The 17,701-nt window shown below is 42.3% G+C and carries 21 protein-coding genes; 19 read left to right on the forward strand and 2 right to left on the reverse strand.

Annotated features, from left to right (window positions below):
* Positions 1–84: 84 nt before the first annotated feature.
* The 4 genes from PROVRUST_RS18985 to PROVRUST_RS19570 all read left to right on the forward strand — a co-directional run bounded on the left by PROVRUST_RS18985 (position 85) and on the right by PROVRUST_RS19570 (position 3,378).
* A complete protein-coding gene (locus tag PROVRUST_RS18985) occupies positions 85–990 on the forward strand; it encodes a DUF6708 domain-containing protein (protein ID WP_006814172.1) in 906 nt (301 codons plus the stop codon).
* A 236-nt stretch (positions 991–1,226) separates the two neighbouring features.
* Positions 1,227–1,730 carry a hypothetical protein gene (locus PROVRUST_RS20150; RefSeq protein WP_006814173.1) on the forward strand — a complete coding sequence of 168 codons (504 nt, stop codon included), beginning with the start codon at positions 1,227–1,229 and terminating at the stop codon, positions 1,728–1,730.
* On the forward strand, positions 1,660–2,178 hold the full coding sequence (locus tag PROVRUST_RS20155) for a DUF6708 domain-containing protein (RefSeq protein WP_248696629.1): 519 nt from the start codon (positions 1,660–1,662) through the stop codon (positions 2,176–2,178). The genes PROVRUST_RS20150 and PROVRUST_RS20155 overlap by 71 nt, the downstream gene beginning before the upstream one ends.
* 237 nt (positions 2,179–2,415) lie before the next feature.
* Complete coding sequence (locus PROVRUST_RS19570; RefSeq protein ID WP_050767617.1) at positions 2,416–3,378, forward strand: DUF6708 domain-containing protein; 963 nt, start codon at positions 2,416–2,418, stop codon at positions 3,376–3,378.
* Positions 3,379–3,462: 84 nt separating this feature from the next.
* On the opposite strand, the gene PROVRUST_RS07590 is transcribed toward PROVRUST_RS19570, so the two are convergent.
* Positions 3,463–4,434, reverse strand: a complete 972-nt coding sequence (locus PROVRUST_RS07590; protein ID WP_006814176.1) for a TerC family protein — start codon at positions 4,432–4,434, stop codon at positions 3,463–3,465.
* Positions 4,435–5,060: 626 nt separating this feature from the next.
* On the opposite strand from PROVRUST_RS07590, the gene PROVRUST_RS07595 reads away from it, so the two are divergent.
* The 5 genes from PROVRUST_RS07595 to PROVRUST_RS07615 all read left to right on the forward strand — a co-directional run bounded on the left by PROVRUST_RS07595 (position 5,061) and on the right by PROVRUST_RS07615 (position 7,542).
* The gene (locus PROVRUST_RS07595) at positions 5,061–5,720 is read left to right on the forward strand and encodes a DedA family protein (RefSeq protein ID WP_006814178.1); all 660 of its coding nucleotides are present in this window, start codon (positions 5,061–5,063) and stop codon (positions 5,718–5,720) included.
* A gap of 149 nt (positions 5,721–5,869) precedes the next feature.
* The gene (locus PROVRUST_RS07600) at positions 5,870–6,175 is read left to right on the forward strand and encodes an ElaB/YgaM/YqjD family protein (RefSeq protein ID WP_006814179.1); all 306 of its coding nucleotides are present in this window, start codon (positions 5,870–5,872) and stop codon (positions 6,173–6,175) included.
* 9 nt (positions 6,176–6,184) lie between these two features.
* Positions 6,185–6,592, forward strand: coding sequence for a phage holin family protein (locus PROVRUST_RS07605; RefSeq protein ID WP_006814180.1), 408 nt, complete (start codon positions 6,185–6,187; stop codon positions 6,590–6,592).
* The gene (locus tag PROVRUST_RS07610; protein WP_039854741.1) at positions 6,579–6,881 is read left to right on the forward strand and encodes a YqjK-like family protein; all 303 of its coding nucleotides are present in this window, start codon (positions 6,579–6,581) and stop codon (positions 6,879–6,881) included. The genes PROVRUST_RS07605 and PROVRUST_RS07610 overlap by 14 nt, the downstream gene beginning before the upstream one ends.
* Before the next feature lie 265 nt (positions 6,882–7,146).
* Positions 7,147–7,542 carry a DoxX family protein gene (locus tag PROVRUST_RS07615; RefSeq protein ID WP_006814182.1) on the forward strand — a complete coding sequence of 132 codons (396 nt, stop codon included), beginning with the start codon at positions 7,147–7,149 and terminating at the stop codon, positions 7,540–7,542.
* 318 nt (positions 7,543–7,860) lie between these two features.
* On the opposite strand, the gene PROVRUST_RS07620 is transcribed toward PROVRUST_RS07615, so the two are convergent.
* Positions 7,861–8,754, reverse strand: coding sequence for a LysR family transcriptional regulator (locus tag PROVRUST_RS07620; RefSeq protein ID WP_006814184.1), 894 nt, complete (start codon positions 8,752–8,754; stop codon positions 7,861–7,863).
* A 121-nt stretch (positions 8,755–8,875) separates the two neighbouring features.
* Here PROVRUST_RS07620 and PROVRUST_RS07625 point away from each other — a divergent pair, with 121 nt between their 5' ends.
* From PROVRUST_RS07625 to dagF, 10 genes are all read left to right on the forward strand, one after another.
* Positions 8,876–9,583: a pirin family protein gene (locus tag PROVRUST_RS07625; RefSeq protein WP_006814185.1), complete on the forward strand. Its 708-nt coding sequence runs from the start codon at positions 8,876–8,878 to the stop codon at positions 9,581–9,583.
* Between the two features lie 188 nt (positions 9,584–9,771).
* Complete coding sequence (locus PROVRUST_RS07630; RefSeq protein ID WP_006814186.1) at positions 9,772–11,709, forward strand: BglG family transcription antiterminator; 1,938 nt, start codon at positions 9,772–9,774, stop codon at positions 11,707–11,709.
* Positions 11,710–12,189: 480 nt separating this feature from the next.
* Complete coding sequence (locus PROVRUST_RS07635) at positions 12,190–12,528, forward strand: transcriptional antiterminator (RefSeq protein WP_006814188.1); 339 nt, start codon at positions 12,190–12,192, stop codon at positions 12,526–12,528.
* Positions 12,529–12,560: 32 nt separating this feature from the next.
* Complete coding sequence (locus tag PROVRUST_RS07640) at positions 12,561–12,926, forward strand: SFCGS family glycine-rich protein (protein WP_006814189.1); 366 nt, start codon at positions 12,561–12,563, stop codon at positions 12,924–12,926.
* On the forward strand, positions 12,926–13,222 hold the full coding sequence (locus tag PROVRUST_RS07645; RefSeq protein ID WP_006814190.1) for a DUF4312 family protein: 297 nt from the start codon (positions 12,926–12,928) through the stop codon (positions 13,220–13,222). The genes PROVRUST_RS07640 and PROVRUST_RS07645 overlap by 1 nt, the downstream gene beginning before the upstream one ends.
* A gap of 26 nt (positions 13,223–13,248) precedes the next feature.
* Entirely contained in the window at positions 13,249–14,040 is a 792-nt protein-coding gene (locus tag PROVRUST_RS07650) for a DUF4311 domain-containing protein (RefSeq protein ID WP_006814191.1), read from the forward strand.
* A 2-nt stretch (positions 14,041–14,042) separates the two neighbouring features.
* Entirely contained in the window at positions 14,043–14,693 is a 651-nt protein-coding gene (locus PROVRUST_RS07655; protein ID WP_006814192.1) for a DUF4310 family protein, read from the forward strand.
* 25 nt (positions 14,694–14,718) lie between these two features.
* The gene (locus tag PROVRUST_RS07660) at positions 14,719–15,858 is read left to right on the forward strand and encodes an amidohydrolase/deacetylase family metallohydrolase (protein ID WP_006814193.1); all 1,140 of its coding nucleotides are present in this window, start codon (positions 14,719–14,721) and stop codon (positions 15,856–15,858) included.
* Entirely contained in the window at positions 15,842–16,954 is a 1,113-nt protein-coding gene (locus PROVRUST_RS07665; protein ID WP_006814194.1) for a DgaE family pyridoxal phosphate-dependent ammonia lyase, read from the forward strand. The genes PROVRUST_RS07660 and PROVRUST_RS07665 overlap by 17 nt, the downstream gene beginning before the upstream one ends.
* A gap of 1 nt (position 16,955) precedes the next feature.
* Positions 16,956–17,696, forward strand: coding sequence for a 2-dehydro-3-deoxy-phosphogluconate aldolase (dagF, locus tag PROVRUST_RS07670; protein ID WP_006814195.1), 741 nt, complete (start codon positions 16,956–16,958; stop codon positions 17,694–17,696).
* Positions 17,697–17,701: the final 5 nt, after the last annotated feature.

A 17,701-nucleotide genomic window follows, 5' to 3' on the forward strand; every position in this document is an offset into this window, starting at 1 on the left:
AAATGGATGCCTTTCAACGCGCATTAGGATAACAATTATGGAGATTTACGGATTATTCCCCCCACTTTTAAACTCAATCGCCCATTGAATGAGCGTGAACGCGCCACACAATTAGACCAAAAAGTACGGCTGGATTTTGAGACTGACCAATTAATGCCTGACTTGAAAGTGATTGAAATGAACTCGCACTATTTAGAAACGGTGGATAAATACTATTCATCAAAAGGGTATCTGAGTTTTATTGCCTCGGCAGGGGCTTTTATGCCGATTATTACTTATTTTTCAATGATAGTAACAACCATTGTCTATCAGCAATATTCATTAGAGGAATGGTTAGCACTTTTATTTCTAGGGGCTATTTTTATCCCTACAGCATTCGGCATGTTGTTTTTATTAAAAAAAGAGTGGTTTGCTTGGACACATTACCCCATCCGCTTTGATCGTAAAAACCAACTCGTTCATGCCCATCGTCATGATGGCTCCGTATTTAGTGCGCGGTGGGATGATGTTTTTTTTACCACCGCAGCAATGTATGGCAGTGATTGCTACATTAGCGGCCATGTCCTTGCCGACGATGGCGTGACCATTGTGGATACCTTTTGTTTACCGGCATCCCATAACAGTATCCCCGCCTTAAAAGCCCATTGGGAATTTGTACGTCGGTATATGGAAGAAGGTCCGGAAGGCATGCAATCGCGTATCTCTTTTTGCTTGCCAATAGCTGAGAAAAAAGAAAGCTATGGGTTTAGCTTTTTTTATCTGATGACACTCTATAACGGCGCCCCCATTTTATTGTTGCCTTTTCTTGCCCCACTGGCATTTTTATTCAGTATTCCTCGTTATATTGGCATCCTTACCAGCCGGCGCCCCGTTTGGTCGGATAAGATTCAAGCACAATGCCGTGTGGAAGCCAATGACCCTTATCGGTTGGATGCCTCCATGAACCCTAAAAGTTTGTGGGGCACTTTTTTCGGAAAAGCAAAAAAATAATCACCCCCGCATGAACCAATACAATAACGTGTTGGTTTCTGATGTATAGAAGGCTGAGGTTATTATTCGTGCGGCAATTTACATTGCCATCGAAGGGCAAAATAAGATCCAAAAATGGTTAGAGCAATGCCTGTGGCGTCAAGTGCCCGCGCATATCCCTCAAAGTGAATGGCCAAACATTTACCCAACCATGGCCATGGAAATGGACGCCTTTGAACGCGCACTAGGATAAAAATATGGATATTTACGGATTATTCCCCCATTTTAAACTCAATCGCCCATTGAATGAGCGTGAACGCACCACACAATTAGACCAAAAAGTACGGCTGGATTTTGAGACTGACCAATTAATGCCTGACTTGAAAGTGATTGAGATAAACTCACATTATTTAGAAACGGTAGATAAATACTATTCGTCAAAAGGCTATTTGAGCTTTATTGCCTCGGCAGGGGCTTTTATGACGATTATTGGTTATTTTTCAATGATAGTAACAACTATTGTCTATCAGCAATATTCATTAGAGGAATGGCTAGCACTTTTATTTGTAGGGGCTATTTTTATCCCTACAGCATTCGGGATGTTGTTTTTATTAAAAAAAGAGTGGTTTGCTTGGACACATTACCCAATCCGATTTGATCGTAAAAACCAACTTGTCCATGCGCATCGTCATGATGGTTCCGTGTTTAGTGCGCGATGGGATGATTGTTTTTTTTACCACCGCCGCAATGCATGGCAGTGATTGCTACATTAGCGGCCATGTCCTTGCCGACGATGGCGTGACCATTGTGGATACCTTTTGTTTACCGGCATCCCATAACAGTATCCCCGCCTTAAAAGCCCATTGGGAATTTGTACGTCGGTATATGGAAGAAGGTCCGGAAGGCATGCAATCGCGTATCTCTTTTTGCTTGCCAATAGCTGAGAAAAAAGAAAGCTATGGGTTTAGCTTTTTTTATCTGATGACACTCTATAACGGCGCCCCCATTTTATTGTTGCCTTTTCTTGCCCCACTGGCATTTTTATTCAGCATTCCTCGTTATATTGGCATCCTTACCAGCCGGCGCCCCGTTTGGTCGGATAAGATTCAAGCACAATGCCGTGTGGAAGACAATGACCCTTATCGGTTGGATGCCTCCATGAACCCTAAAAGTTTGTGGGGCACTTTTTTCGGAAAAGCAAAAAAATAATCACGCCCGCATGAACCAATACAATAACGTGTTGGTTTTTGATGTATAGAAGGCTGAGGTTATTATTCGTGCGGCAATTTACATCGCCATCGAAGGACAAAATAAGATCCAAAAATGGTTAGAGCAATGCCTGTGGCGGAAAGTGCCCACACATATTCCTCAAAGTGAATGGCCAGAGATTTACCCGACCATGTCAATGGAAATGGATGCCTTTCAACGCGCATTAGGATAACAATTATGGATATTTACGGATTATTCCCCCATTTTAAACTCAATCGCCCATTGAATGAGCGTGAACGCGCCACACAATTAGACCAAAAAGTACGGCTGGATTTTGAGACTGACCAATTAATGCCTGACTTAAAAGTGATTGAAATAAACTCACACTATTTAGAAACGGTGGATAAATACTATTCGTCAAAAGGTTACTTAAGTTTTATTGCTTCGGTGATAGGATTTATGATGCTAGGTGCGTATCTAAAAATGATAACTTCAAGTATTTTAACTATTTCATCTAATGAAAATATATTAGAGGAAATATTAGGACTTTTAGTTTTAGGAATTATTTTTGTTCCCACAGGAATATGGATGTTATTTTTATTAAAAAAAGAGTGGTTTGCTTGGACACATTACCCCATCCGATTTGATCGTAAGAACCAACTTGTCCATGCTCATCGCCATGATGGCTCGGTTTTTAGTGCGCGATGGGATGAAATTTTTTTTACCACCGCAGCAATGTATGGCAGTGATTGCTACATTAGCGGCCATGTCCTCGCTGAAGATAGGGTGACGATTGTGGATACCTTTTGTTTACCGGCATCCCATAACAGTATCCCCGCCTTAAAAGCCCATTGGGAATTTGTACGTCGGTATATGGAAGAAGGTCCGGAAGGCATGCAATCGCGTATCTCTTTTTGCTTGCCAATAGCTGAGAAAAAAGAAAGCTATGGGTTTAGCTTTTTTTATCTGATGACACTCTATAACGGCGCCCCCATTTTATTGTTGCCTTTTCTTGCCCCACTGGCATTTTTATTCAGCATTCCTCGTTATATTGGCATCCTTACCAGCCGGCGCCCCGTTTGGTCGGATGAGATTCAAGCGCAATGCCGTACAGAAAAAGACGACCCTTATCGGTTGGATGCCTCCATGAACCCTAAAAGTTTGTGGGGCACTTTTTTCGGAAAAACACAAAAACCATGATGAAAAATAAAACACCCAATGAGTTTCATTGGGTGTTTTAAGGTTCAAGGTGGTTAATTCATATCAAAACTCACCACAAAAACATTATTCGTTTATCAGATTTTTTGCTTCGTTGCGCTTATTCACAATCGCATTAATCACTAATGTCAGAATCAGAATAGCAGCAACGGTGCTTAACGAAATTGCTGTTGGAATATGGTAAATATCGATTAGCAGCATCTTCACACCGATAAAGGTCAGAATAATGGCTAAACCATATTTCAGCATCGAGAACTTCTCAGCCACACCTGCTAATAAGAAGTACATTGCACGCAGACCTAAGATAGCAAATAAGTTCGACGTTAAGACAATGAACGGGTCAGTGGTGACAGCAAAAATTGCTGGGATACTGTCTACCGCAAAAATGACGTCACTAATTTCCACTAAAATTAACACTAAAATCAGTGGAGTCGCGAACAATACCCCATTGCGTTTAATGAAAAATTTCTCACCGTGCAGCTCATCCGTCATACGCAGATGCGAGCGAACCCATTTCACCAGTGGCTTATCATTGATCGGGGAATCATCTTCTTTGGCAAACGCCATTTTTATACCCGTGAATAATAAGAACGCACCGAAGACATACAGGATCCAACTAAATTGCGACACTAACCAGCTACCCGCGAAGATCATAATCGTACGCAGCACGATAGCCCCAAGTACACCGTAAACTAATACGCGGCGCTGTAAATTTGCTGGGATTGCAAAATAGCCAAACAACATTAACCAAACAAACACGTTATCGACCGCTAACGCTTTTTCTAACAGGTAGCCTGTTAAGAATGCCATAGTTTGCGTATCGGCAAATTCACGTCCAACCGTGTCATTGAAATACCACCACAAACCACCCGCAAAAATTAGCGATAACGTTACCCACAAGATGCTCCAGCCAGCCGCTTGTTTCATCGACATAGCCTGACCTTTATGTTTTCCTTGCCAAAACATATCGACCAGCAACATAACTAGGATCATGACAGCGAAGCTGCCCCACAAAATTGGATTACCCACAGAGTTCATTTTATACCCTTACCAAACAAAAAAATGACGCAAAAAAACGGCTGATATCCAGAAGACATCAGCCGCTTAAATGTTTTTCCCTCAAGTTATCACTTTTGGTTGTAAACGATGAGCAAACCTCGCCTTCTGGCAAGGTCTCACTTACAACACAGATAACCTAAGATTAGGAATTTGTGGTGCTCGGTTACCGGGTACAATGTGTGTACCGTAATGACGATAATCCGACAGAAGAAGTTACTCCCCTTTGCTATGCGCATACGATAAGGTAATTAGTCTTAAAATGCAATAATTAGCTAACAATGATTTAATACTATTTTTTATTAACTAAACGGAAATTAACTGACTAATTATGGGAATTTCTAACTATCTATAGTGGCATCCACGTATTTTGATTATCTTTAATGGTTTAACAAATGATGAGTAAATTGTAAGAATCCCCCTCAAATTAAATGGATCCTCAAAATAAGCTTAAAATTTGCTGTTTAGTTATTTTTTGTTTTGTTAAAGTGGTCGGGTTTTACACTAACAGTCTGAAGAAACAACTCGTTCATTCAGGCATTTACTTAATCCATTTATCCCTGCCCAACAACAAGTTTGTTGCTGTTATTGCCGTTTAGGAAACATTAATGGAATTAGTTAGAGAACTTTTTTTCGCCCTTTGGCACCAAGATTACGAAACCTTATCTAACCCCTCGTTGATATGGTCCATTTACTTCATGCTTTTTGCTATCCTGCTATTAGAAAACGGGGTCTTACCCGCAGCTTTTCTACCGGGAGATAGCCTACTGATTCTGGTTGGCGTATTAATCGCTAAAGGCACGTTAAGCTACCCCTTAACCATTGTTATTTTAACCGCTGGTGCAAGTATTGGCTGTTGGATTGGTTATATACAGGGGCGCTGGCTAAGTAATACCAAAATAGTTAAAGGATGGTTAGACCATCTTCCTGAGCACTACCATCAACGTGCCTATGGTCTGTTTCACCGCCATGGGCTTGCTGCGTTATTGATTGGTCGCTTCTTAGCGTTCGTTAGAACATTACTCCCAACCATCGCGGGTCTTGCTGGTTTAAAAAATGGTCGTTTTCAGCTATTCAACTGGTTAAGCGGTCTATTATGGGTACTGATTTTAACCGCTATTGGTTATGGGTTTGGTAAAAGTCCTATTTTCCAACAATATGAACACCGAATCATGAATGTCCTGATGCTAATTCCAGTCTGTTTATTAGTATTGGGTCTTGTCGGTAGTATCGCAGTTGTGGTTAAGAAAAAGTTTTCTCGTAAATAAATAACCTTCTCGGATTTTATGCAGGAATAATTTTGTTATTCCTGCCTCCTTCCTTTTCAACTCTCTCAATTACTGATTGCACTTAATTCAAAAAAAGCTATTGTAGGTATTATTACGGCAACTTTTTTCTATTGATAGGAGATTCGACTATGTCATCTAACCATTCATCCGAAGATCTACGTGCAGAACTTAAATCACTCGCAGATTCTCTAGAATCGATGCTTAACACTACCCAAGATAAATCAAAAGAAGAAATTGAAGGCTTAAAGGCCAAAGCGCGTGAAGCCCTTTCCTCTTCAAGAGCAAAATTAGGGCAAGCCAGCGAAAAAATCACCGCGCAAACAAAAGAAATTGCGGGTCAGGCTGATAACTACGTCCACGAAAACCCATGGAAGAGTGTCGGAATCGGTGCCGCTGTCGGTGTTGTTCTTGGCATGTTGCTCTCTAAACGTTAATTGGTCACTATGGAACAGCCATCACCACGTCAAGGACCCGGTAAAAGGGTCCTAGATTCACTGCAAAGAATATTGGGTCTTACCGTGAAAATGGTGGAGACACGTATCCAACTGATTGCGGTTGAACTCGAAGAAGAAAAACTTAACCTTGTTCATTTATTATTATTAGCAGGGCTGACACTTCTATTTACTGCATTTGGTCTGATGTGTCTTATTGGGTTGATTTTTTGGTCCGTGGATCCAATATACCGTTATCAAGCTTTAGCTATCACCACTGGCACCTTGGTGTTACTGGCGATTATCTTTGCTATTTGGACGCTAAAAAAAGCCAAACAATCGACACTGTTAGGGTCAACTCGCGAACAATTACGTAAAGATACTCAAGCGTTAACGGGAGTTGATGATGAGCAAAAGTAAACGCCAATTGCTCGCAGAAAAAAAACTCAGGCTGGTTGCTGATATTGAACAGCAACGAGCCGAGTTATCGGCCAATAAACAAGATTGGTTACAAGCCACTGCCCCTTATGATCGTGCATGGCAAACCTTGATGACATTCCGCCCAATATTTATCGCAGCGACAGGGCTTATTTCGATTATCTCTCTAAGACATCCCAATCGATTTATCTCATTAAGCAAAAAAGCGATTGCGACATGGGGTTTAATTCGCACACTAAAAAGCAGCTTAAATAGCATTAATCAGAAATAGCCTATCCCATCCAGACAAAAATAGTCACTATTTGTCAATTAGATAGAGTTAACTATCTCTATTTACTCTCTTTTTCACGCCTAACTAAACACATTCAATTTTTTTGTCTATCTTTGTTAATAAGCTTAGCTTTTTATTGAATGAGTTAAGCCATAAGATAAGCGCATCAAAGATTTCTAGCCCTTTCGTGCTGAAACTTAGCTTATAACGCGATAATTATCGCAATTAGTTAAAATTTAATGACCGTTTTATCTGGAGAGATTCAATGAAAAATTTAGAAAGTGGAGCTATTTTATTAGCACGTATTTTGATGCCAATTCTGTTTATTGTTGCTGGCTACGGCAAGTTAGGTGATGCCTACGCAGGAACTCAACAATATATGCAAGCGATGGGTGTCCCGGGCTTTTTACTGCCTCTGACCATTTTACTTGAGCTGGGTGGTGGAATTGCAATTTTACTGGGTCTATTAACCCGTACAACCGCAATTTTTACCGCATTATTCACTGCATTAACCGCGCTGCTGTTCCATACGAATTTCAGCGTTGATCCAAACAGTTTGATGTTTATGAAAAACCTGACCATCGCAGGCGGCTATATTCTGTTAGCGGTCACTGGCCCAGGTAAATTCAGTATTGACCATTTATTAAACAAGAAATGGTAATCTCGATTTTTTAGTCACTATCGAGCCAGTAGACATTAGCGTTACCCTCAATTAGACATCTTCATCCTATTTGTCCAATACCTTTGCACCTCCTCGGAGGTGCTTTTTTTGCTTCCGTTCTCACTTCTGTCTTTGCTTTTTGCTTCTGTCTTTGCTTTCTTTTTTATTTTTGCTTTTCCGAGTAGCTCCACGAGTGATCTCTAAATAATTCGAGTTGTAGCAAGGCGGCAAGTGAAGTTATCCCTAGGAGCATACACAAGTATGTGACTAGGGTAACTTTATGAAGCCAACACAGCTACGGCTTGAAGTATGACGAGATCAAGATCTAAATAATTTAGGGATTTCACGGAGACACCAAGACTTCGCCTCCCCCATACTATCGCGACGCCACGCCATAATCATATTCGATTCATGGCTAAATTCCGCCCCCACCACTTTCAGTCGACCTTCTTTAATATCCTGTTCCACCAGCGGGTATGGCATCGTTGCCACGCCTAGCCCGGCAATGAGTGCCTTACGCTTATCTTGAATACTCGATACCGTTAATCGCTGCTGTTTGTCTAACAGTTGCACGGTGATCACTGGGCGCTCACGGGCGGTATCCGCCACGGCAATCCCACGGTATTTCACCCGCGTTGTTTCGGATAGAGGTTCAGGTTCTTGATGGATAGGATGATTTGGGCTCGCCACATAAATATGATTAAGCGTATATAGAACCTTTGAGTTCACTTCCGATGATGAACGAAAATGCATATCAGGGGCGATAACAATATCCGCACGCCCATTTTCTAAACGTTCCCATGCGCCTGCTAGTACTTCAGTAATCAGTGACAACTGAGTTTCTGATTTTTCAGCCAGCTTATCGACAAGGGGAAATAACAATTCGGCAGGCACTAATGCTTCACACACGATAGTTAAGTGGGTTTCCCAACCTTTTGCTAAGGCTTCCGCATCTGAAGTCAGCTTATCCGCGGCTTCAAGGAGCACTCTGCCGCGCTCTAATAGCATGCGCCCTACATTGGTAAATTTAGTGCGATGTCCTGAACGGTCAAACAAAATAACATCAAGCTCTTCTTCTAGCTTCTGCATGGTGTAGCTTAGCGCGGAGGGAACTCGCCCTAATTCCTCAGCCGCTGCGGCAAAACTTCCACGACGATCGATTGCATCCATCACCCGTAATGACTCAAGTGTTAATGCTCTCTCTTTGCTCATGATGTATCTCTTTCAGGAAATTTGAATGAAGGAAACAGATTAACTGGCTAACAATTCAACGTCCAGATATTTATTATGACAATATATTATTACCACTATTTTTGAGTGAGGGTTAACCACTATGATGAAATTAAGATCAGCTAACCATTGTGGAAAAGCAGACTATGGTTGGCTACAAGCTCGCTATACCTTTTCATTTGGTCACTATTTTGATCCTGAGTTGATGGGATTCAAAACATTAAAAGTACTGAATCAAGAAATCATCGCACCGGATAATGCCTTCCAACCACGGGTTTACCCACATGTGGATATTCTGAATATTATTCTGCAAGGGCATGCTGAATACCGTGATAATTTAGGTAATGTCATCAGTGCCAAGCAAGGTGAGTGTGTCAGCTTCTCCCCAAGACCTGATTTGAGCTATAGCGAGCATAATATCTGCTCCAAAACGCCATTAACACGGTTACAACTGTGGTTAAATGCCTGTCCAGAGCAAGAATCATTGCCGCCACAAAAACTGTCATTGTCAGAGCAAGAAAACTGGTTAATCGCCTCTCCAGATGGTGAAGAACAAAGCTTACAACTTCGCCAAAAAATTTGGATCAGCCAAATTTATTTAGCACCTAATCAATCAAAAACTATCTCATTGAGAGGGAAACATGCTTATTTACAGTCTATTTATGGTGGTTTACACGTTATCGGGAAGGAACCAACACTATTAACCATGAATTGTAATGACGGCGTATTTGTTCAAGAAGAAAACCAATTAACCCTAAAATCTGAAAAAGCATTTCGTGGTTTATTGATTGATATAGGTGAGCAATTCTAGGTATCAATATTCCTCACAGGGTGACAGTTAACGGGAGATATACATCAAAATTTGCAAATAAAGCCGCAAATCTAATCATTTATACCTCCTATATACCGATCACCCTGTGTTAGAGTCCAGCCATGAGAGAGTTAAAAACCCCCATTTTTTAACTAAAACTTTTACTTTCTGATTTTAAAGGTGTTCTTGTGGCATTATTCATTCAACAGCGACACAACCAAATTTTTTCGAGAATTCTCAATGAGGTTGTGCCTCAAGATGAATTAGCCAAACTGTTTTCTGTTTCTACGCGAACAATCCGATCTGATATCAATGAAATCAACGAACTAATTGAAGCTCACAGCGCCCATATTGTGTATGAGCGAGGACGTGGCTATCGCTTAAAAATCGAGAATGCAGAGCAATTTTCCGCATTTACTCAGCAGAATGATAACAACAGCAATATTCCCCGTACCAGTAAAGAACGTATTGATGCACTATTGTTGAAACTCCTAATGTTGTCACTGCCAGTTAAACTGGATGATATTGCTGAAGAGTGGTTTGTCAGCCGTAGCACCATTCAACAAGATATGGGCGCGGTGAGGGAACATCTTCACAAATACCAAGTTCAATTAGAAAGTATTCCTCATCAAGGCATTCGTTTGAGTGGCAGTGAATGGGCGATCCGAGCTTGTATGACTGAAGCGCTATGGCGACAATTTATCGAACAAATTACGCCAGACTTAGCAACGTTCCATCCTGATTGCATTGATAATTTGGATTTAACTTATATAGATAAAGTTATTCATAATAGTATGAATCGCTTTGATATTCGTATTAGTAATGAAGGGCATCTGTACTTAGTCTTTAACTGTGCCGTAACCATTTTACGCATTACTCGCGGTCACGAACTTACAGTGAATACCAAAAATAATGCTGTTGAAGAGGTGATTAACAAAGCCTGCGATGAAATTTCTAAAGGGCTAATTTACTTCCTTGGAAATGATCTGTCCCATGCAGAACTCAACTTTTTGCATGACCAAATCATTGCCCAACGCATTAATAACCAGGATTCCACCACACAAAAAAGTGGCAGCCACAATGCACTCTCTGAACATATTTTAAATTACATCAATGATCGCTATAACTATGATTTACGCAGTGATGAAAAACTGAAAAAAGATTTAAATACCCACCTTTCCTCACTAATCACGCGGCTTCAGTATCATATTTCCACCCCAAATCCATTGCTATCAGATATAAAACAATATTATCCATTTGCCTACGATGTCACCTTAAGTGCATTAACCAGCGCCAGTAAGCATCTATTACCCTATCCCGTGAATGAAGATGAGTTGGGTTATTTAGCGGTACATATTGGCGTTAGCCTTGAGCGCAACTATGGGGCAGGCTCCATGCGTCAGACTGAGGTTTTGGTCGTGACCGATGCGGGTAACTCAACCTTTCGAGTGGTCGAATCCAAAATTATGCGTGAATTTCCACAGCTTAAATTCAGCCGTGGATTAACCCTGCAAGAATATGAGTCCTTAAGTGAAGTCAGCGAAGATTTTGTTATCACGACGGTACGTATTTCTGAAAAAAATAAACCTGTGATTAAAATCGCGCCATTCCCCACGCCTTACCAGTTGGAGCAAGTCGGCCGCTTAGCCATGGTAGACCAAACTCGCCCATACATTATTGAGCGTTTTTTTGATGAGCGATTTTTTATGGTCATCAACGAAAAAATTAGCCAAGAGGCACTTTTCCAAACGGTATGCAGTAAATTGCAACAAGAAGGTTATGTCACCGCTGAGTTTTATCCCTCATTACAAGAACGTGAATCCATTGTTTCGACGCTGCTTGGCGAAGGGATCGCCCTGCCACATTCATTGGGCTTGTTAGCCAATAAAACCGTCGTTGTCACGATCCTTGCCCCCAAAGGTATTGAGTGGAATAAAGAAACGAAAGAGAATGCGTATGTCATTTTTCTGCTGGCAATCAGTAAAACGGATTACGAGGAAGCCATGGCGATTTATGATTTATTTGTCACTTTTGTCAAAGAAAAAACCACTCGCCGCTTAGTCAACGTCAAAAATTTCAATGAATTTCAAGCTATTGCTAAAGATAGTCTCGCGCGAATTCTTTAGCATAGCGTAGCTTCCACTTTTCCACGGAAAAAAGGAAGTTACGCATCTTTACGTGATCCTAACCACAACTCCATCAATTAGTTTCCCGTCAAAATGCATCCGTTGATGCGTAAATTGACCAAGTGGAAATAGAAATCCAGCGGATATCCGATTTCCACTTTGCTCATTTCCACTTTTCCGTCCTTCCGTGGGTGTCACTTCCATAAATTAAAAATAAAATTAACATATTGAATTTTAAAAATTTTTAATTTATTTATTAGAAAATACTTTATTTACATCCTATCTAAATACGTTATTTTTCCACTTGCCTTCCTTTTAGACCAAAAATCACCCTATTTTCATCTCTCAATATTTCCAGCTTATTTCCACTTTGAAATGGAAATTCACTGTCTGCAAAAACACGTAGGAACCGATTAAGGTATTAGACATAAAGAAACCTCGTCATTTGATTTTTAATATTACTTTGGATTTTAAACAGTTATGAGTGAATCAGTTGTAGTTTTTAAGATGTTAGACGACGACCTTGATATCGATGAGGTCACTCAAAAACTGCTGGCAGTGATTACTGACTGGCTAAAACAGGAGGCGTGCTACACCACCGATGTACAACAACAAATGTTGGAGTCTCATCTAAAAGCCATGGTTGCCAGAGCAAAAACGGGTGAAGCATTACCTGAAGTGGATATCAGTTTATTTGACGAAATATCACCGCATTCTATCGCGTTGGCACAAAGAGTTGTCGACACACTGCCGGGCTTGGCACCTGAAGAGACTTACTTGCTCTCGGTTCACTTTGAAGTTGCCCGTTCTAATGATTAATTTTTAGCAAGATAAAGTTTGGAGAATTCATTATGAAACAAATCGTTATTGTTATCGGCGATCGTTTAGGTAAAGGTCAGAAAGTTGCAGTGGGCGTTGAAACTGCCGGTGGAAAAGCCATTGTAGTTCCCGGTGTTGCAGCAGATATGAAACTGGGCGATGTCATGCATCAAGAACAAGCTGACCTTGGAATTTCATTCTGTGGCAGCGGTGGCGCCGGTGCTATCACCGCTCAAACTAAATATGGCTACAAAGCTCGTTATGGGATGCGCTCTATTGAAGAGGGAGAAACCGCGATTGCAGATGGTTGCAATGTTTTAGGTTTCGGTTTTATGGACAAGGAAGAGTTAGGCGAGCGCTTAGTTAAAGCATTTAATAAAAAATACGGCAACGCTTAATGAAAAAATCTATCGAAACGGTGGTACGGGTGACAGGGCAAGGCGATACCAAGCAAAAAGCCATTGCTGACGCCTTAAATTCGATTCAAAAAACCGTACTTAAAGACAGCACAGACATCATTCTACGGATAGAGCCTCGGGATGTTGAGATTGTTAGTGCTCACTATCAGTCGCGGACAGAAAAATTTCTATTTCTCTTTTTGCCACGTAAACGTGAGCATTTTCGTGTCGTGCTCGACGTTTCACTAGATGTCACCTTACTTTCTGTTAACGAAATTCCATTTACAGAACAATAAAAGCAATCAGGTCTGGAGTTAATTCCATGAGTGAAACTGCATCTTTCTTAGAAATATTGGGCATGTCCCTGATTATCGGCGGTCTCTGCGGCTTTGGTTTAGGCGCAGGGGCGGCACGTATGTTCCATGCCCCCACCATTCAAGGTATGGGAGCATTCCGTACATTAGGTGAGTTAAATGCTTGTGAGGGCGATCCTGCATCCCACTTCTCATTCGGCTTAGGATTTTTCTTCAACGCATGGGCATCCTCCGTTGCGGCTGGGGCATTTACCCAAGACGTTGATCACCGCATCATTCCAAACTGGGGTGCGGCAGCGCTACTTACCAAGAACCGTAGTGTGGCAGACACATTACATAATCCGAAAAAAATGGCGATAGCCTGTGCGATTATCGGGGCCTTTGTAGTCGCTTTCTTAAATACCACGGCATCTGCGGTACCGGCTGCACTGCAAACGACAGCAATTAATGTGTTAGTTCCTGCGGCAAACTTACTGGTTAACACCGTGATGCCAGTTATTTTCTGGTTAGCTGCGATGGATGCCGGTCGCCGTTCAGGCTTCTGGGCAACCCTGTTCGGTGGTTGTGCACAGTTAATTATGGGTAACGCTATTCCAGGTTTGGTACTCGGTATCCTGATCGGGAAAGGCGTTGATGATAATGGCTGGAACCGTATTACGCGTACCATGATGATTACCGTTGTTCTGCTGTTTGTTCTGAGTGGCTTCTTCCGTGAGTTTGACCTGAAGATGATCACCTCCTTCAACCTAGATAAACCATTGTGGCTTGAATACGTCCACGGTCTGCTGAGCGGGAAATAATCATGACAACTGAAATCAACAAACAAGACTTTTGGTACGCAGAGTGGTCTTTCCCCATCTTTGTTGGGCTGCTCTCTTCGGGGATCTTTGCGGGTACCCATATGTACGTGGTTTATGGATTTGGGGCATTTAACGAAGTGGCTTTCGTCGCCATGTTACGTGCAGGTCTGGATACCGGCGTTTATGGCGCAGTTGCCGCATTCGGCGCAAGTTTCTTATTCGCCCGAATCATTGAGGGCTCCCTCGTGGGGATTCTGGATATCGGTGGCGCCCTACAAACGGGGATTGGCTTAGGTGTTCCAGCGCTATTTCTTGCCGCTGGCTGGGATATTTTAGTCACTAACTTTTGGATTTCGTTAATTACTGGATTATTCCTTGGGGTTTTAATCGGCTTAATCATTGTTTTTGCGCGTAAATTCACTATTGCACAAGCCAACTCTACATTTGGTGCCGATGTCATGATGGGTGCCGGTAATACTTCAGGTCGTTTTCTCGGTCCATTGATTATTCTGGCAGCCATGGCGGCCTCGATTCCGATTGGTATCGGCGCTCTGATTGGTGCTCTGATTTTCTATATATGGCAAAAACCCGTAGCGGGTGGCGCGATCCTAGGTGCAATGCTGTTCGGGTATTTCTTCCCGCTCGCAGCCTAATCGTCTGAGAACTAAGAGGGCAGTTATGTATTCTCTGATAATCAAAAATGGTAAACGTATCGATGGCGAGATAATCGATATTCTGATTAAAAACGGCAAAATCGAGGCGGCGGGTCCGGAGTTGGCTCACCACCAGCAAGCTGAGAAAGTGATTGATCTTGAAGGTAAGATTTATGTTAGTGCCGGATGGATTGATTCTCATGCTCACTGTTTTGTCGAATCCCCCATCTACTTCGATGAACCAGATCTTGCAGGCGCTGCGGGCGGAGTTACCTCACTGGTTGATGCTGGAAGTGTCGGTGCCGATGATATCGACAAGTTTTATCAGCTCACCACACAATCTAAAACCAACGTCTTCTCGCTACTGAATATTTCGCGTATTGGCATCATCGCGCAAAACGAACTGTCCGATATGAGCAATATTGACGATGTTTGCTTCCAACAAGCCATTGAGCGCCATCCCGGTTTTGTCGTGGGATTAAAAGCTCGCATGAGTAAAAGTGTGGTTGGCGAAAACGGAATTGCCCCGCTGCTCCGTGCCAAAGAGATGCAGAAAAAACACCGTTTACCATTAATGGTACATATTGGAAATAACCCACCAAACATTGATGAAGTCGCAGATTTGCTGACTCGCGGGGATATTATTACCCACTGCTTTAATGGTAAACCCAACAAAATTCTTGGTGACGATGGCTATCTCAAGCCGTCTATCGCTCGCGCGTTAGCGCGTGGCGTGATCCTCGATGTGGGTCATGGCGGTGAAAGTTTTAGCTTTAAAGTCGCTGAACAAGCCATGCGTATTGGAACGTATCCCGACATTATTAGCTCTGATATCTATCACCGTAACCGCGTGAATGGCCCCGTTTATAGCCTCGCATTCGTGATGACTAAATTCTTGTGTATGGGCTTTAGCGCAGAGCAAATCCTACGTTGTGTGACAGAAAAAGCTGCCGACTTACTGGCGCTACCAGCCAAAGGTTATTTGAGACCCGGCTTTGATGCAGACATTACCCTATTTGACCTGAAAGAAGAGCCGACTGAGCTAACGGATGCAGAAGGAGAACGCCGCATTGGAACACAGCGTTTTGTTCCCGTTACTGCCATTGTCGGTGGAAAACACATTATTCCTGCACAAGGCGAATCTGAACATGAAATCAATTTATGAGAAATATCAGCTAAGACACGTGATTAATGCCTCTGGTCGAATGACAATGTTAGGCGTTTCTACGCCAACGCCTGAAGTGGTTGAACGGGTTGCTTATGGACTGAATCACTATTTTGAAATTAAAGATTTAGTGAATAAAACGGGCGACTATATTGCTGAGTTATTAAACGTCGAATCAGCGGTTGTCGTTTCTTGTGCATCTGCAGGAATTGCTCAGGCAGTTGCCGCAGTCATCGTTAAAGATGACGATGATTTATTACTGAATTTACACTCATCCACCAAATCTGTTCCTCGGGAGATTATTCTACCCAAAGGGCACAATGTTAACTTTGGTGCTCCCGTGGATACCATGGTTGCGCTAGGTGGCGGAAAAGTGATTGAAGCTGGTTTTGCCAACGAATGTAATGCCGCTCAGCTAGCTGCCAAAATCACCCCACAAACGGCGGCTATTTTATACATCAAATCTCATCATACCGTGCAAAAAAGTATGCTGACCGTTGCCGAAGCCGCCCAAGTAGCCCATGCACATCAATTACCGTTGATTGTCGATGCCGCCGCTGAAGAAGATTTAACGACCTATTATCAGTCTGGTGGCGACTTAGTGATTTACAGCGGTGCCAAAGCGATTGAAGGGCCCACCAGCGGTTTAGTGATGGGTAAAAAACAGTATGTAGAGTGGGTAAAACGCCAATCTCAAGGGATTGGTCGTGCCATGAAAGTGGGTAAAGAAGGTATTTTGGGCTTAACACTGGCTATCGAACAGTATCTAACCGCGACCAAAGAAACGGGCGACGAGATGGTTAATCGCATGAGTAAATTCATTGCTGATTTAAATACGATTGCAGGTATTTCAGCCAAAGTGGTTTGGGATGCAGCTGGTCGGGATATTGCCAGAACAGAAATTAGCTTTGATGAAAAAGCGATTGGCAAAACGACCTATCAAATTATGGCTGAATTAAAACAAGGAGATACCGCGATTTATTTCCGTGAATACAAAGCCAATGAAGGTAAGGTCGAAGCCGATATTCGTAGCGTCAGTACTGAGCAGCTTGAGGTTATTTCGCAGCAGATTCGTCGATTAGTAGAAGGAATTTAACATGAAGTTGTCACCTAATTTTTACCATGACCGTGTGTGTTTGAATGTCTTAGCGGGAAGCCATCAGAACGCGAAAGATATCTATGCCGCAGCCGAGAGTTTTGTCGTCGTCGGGGTGTTATCCAAAAACTATCCCGACCTTGAAAGCGCGATTGCGGATATGAAAATCTACGCAAAAGAAGTTGATAATGCGCTATCTGTCGGTCTAGGTGCTGGCGATCCAAAACAATCCACTATGGTGTCATTGATCTCTAAAGAGGTTCAGCCACAGCACGTCAACCAAGTATTTACGGGGGCACCGATCAGCCGTGCATTATTGGGTCAAAATGAGACTTTTGTGAATGCGGTGGTATCCCCAACGGGTACAGTGGGTATGGTAAAAATTTCAACGGGTCCATTAAGTTCCCAAGCTCCTGATGGCATCGTTCCCATCGAAACAGCAATTATGATGTTGAAAGATATGGGCGCGGATTCGGTGAAATTTTTCAATATGCAAGGCTTGAAGCATATCGAAGAATATACCGCCATTGCTAAAGCCTGTGCCAAATTCGATTTTTCCTTAGAACCAACCGGCGGCATTGATTTGGATAATTTCACTGAAATTTTGCAAATCACCCTCGATGCAGGCGTGAAGAAAATCATTCCGCATATTTACAGTTCAATTATCGACTCAGCGACGGGGGATACTCGCCCAGAAGATGTTCGTCAATTATTGGAAATGGTCAAACAAGCGGTTAATTAATCGCT

This window comes from Providencia rustigianii DSM 4541 (assembly GCF_000156395.1).
In the GTDB taxonomy this organism is placed as follows: Bacteria; Pseudomonadota; Gammaproteobacteria; order Enterobacterales; family Enterobacteriaceae; genus Providencia; species Providencia rustigianii.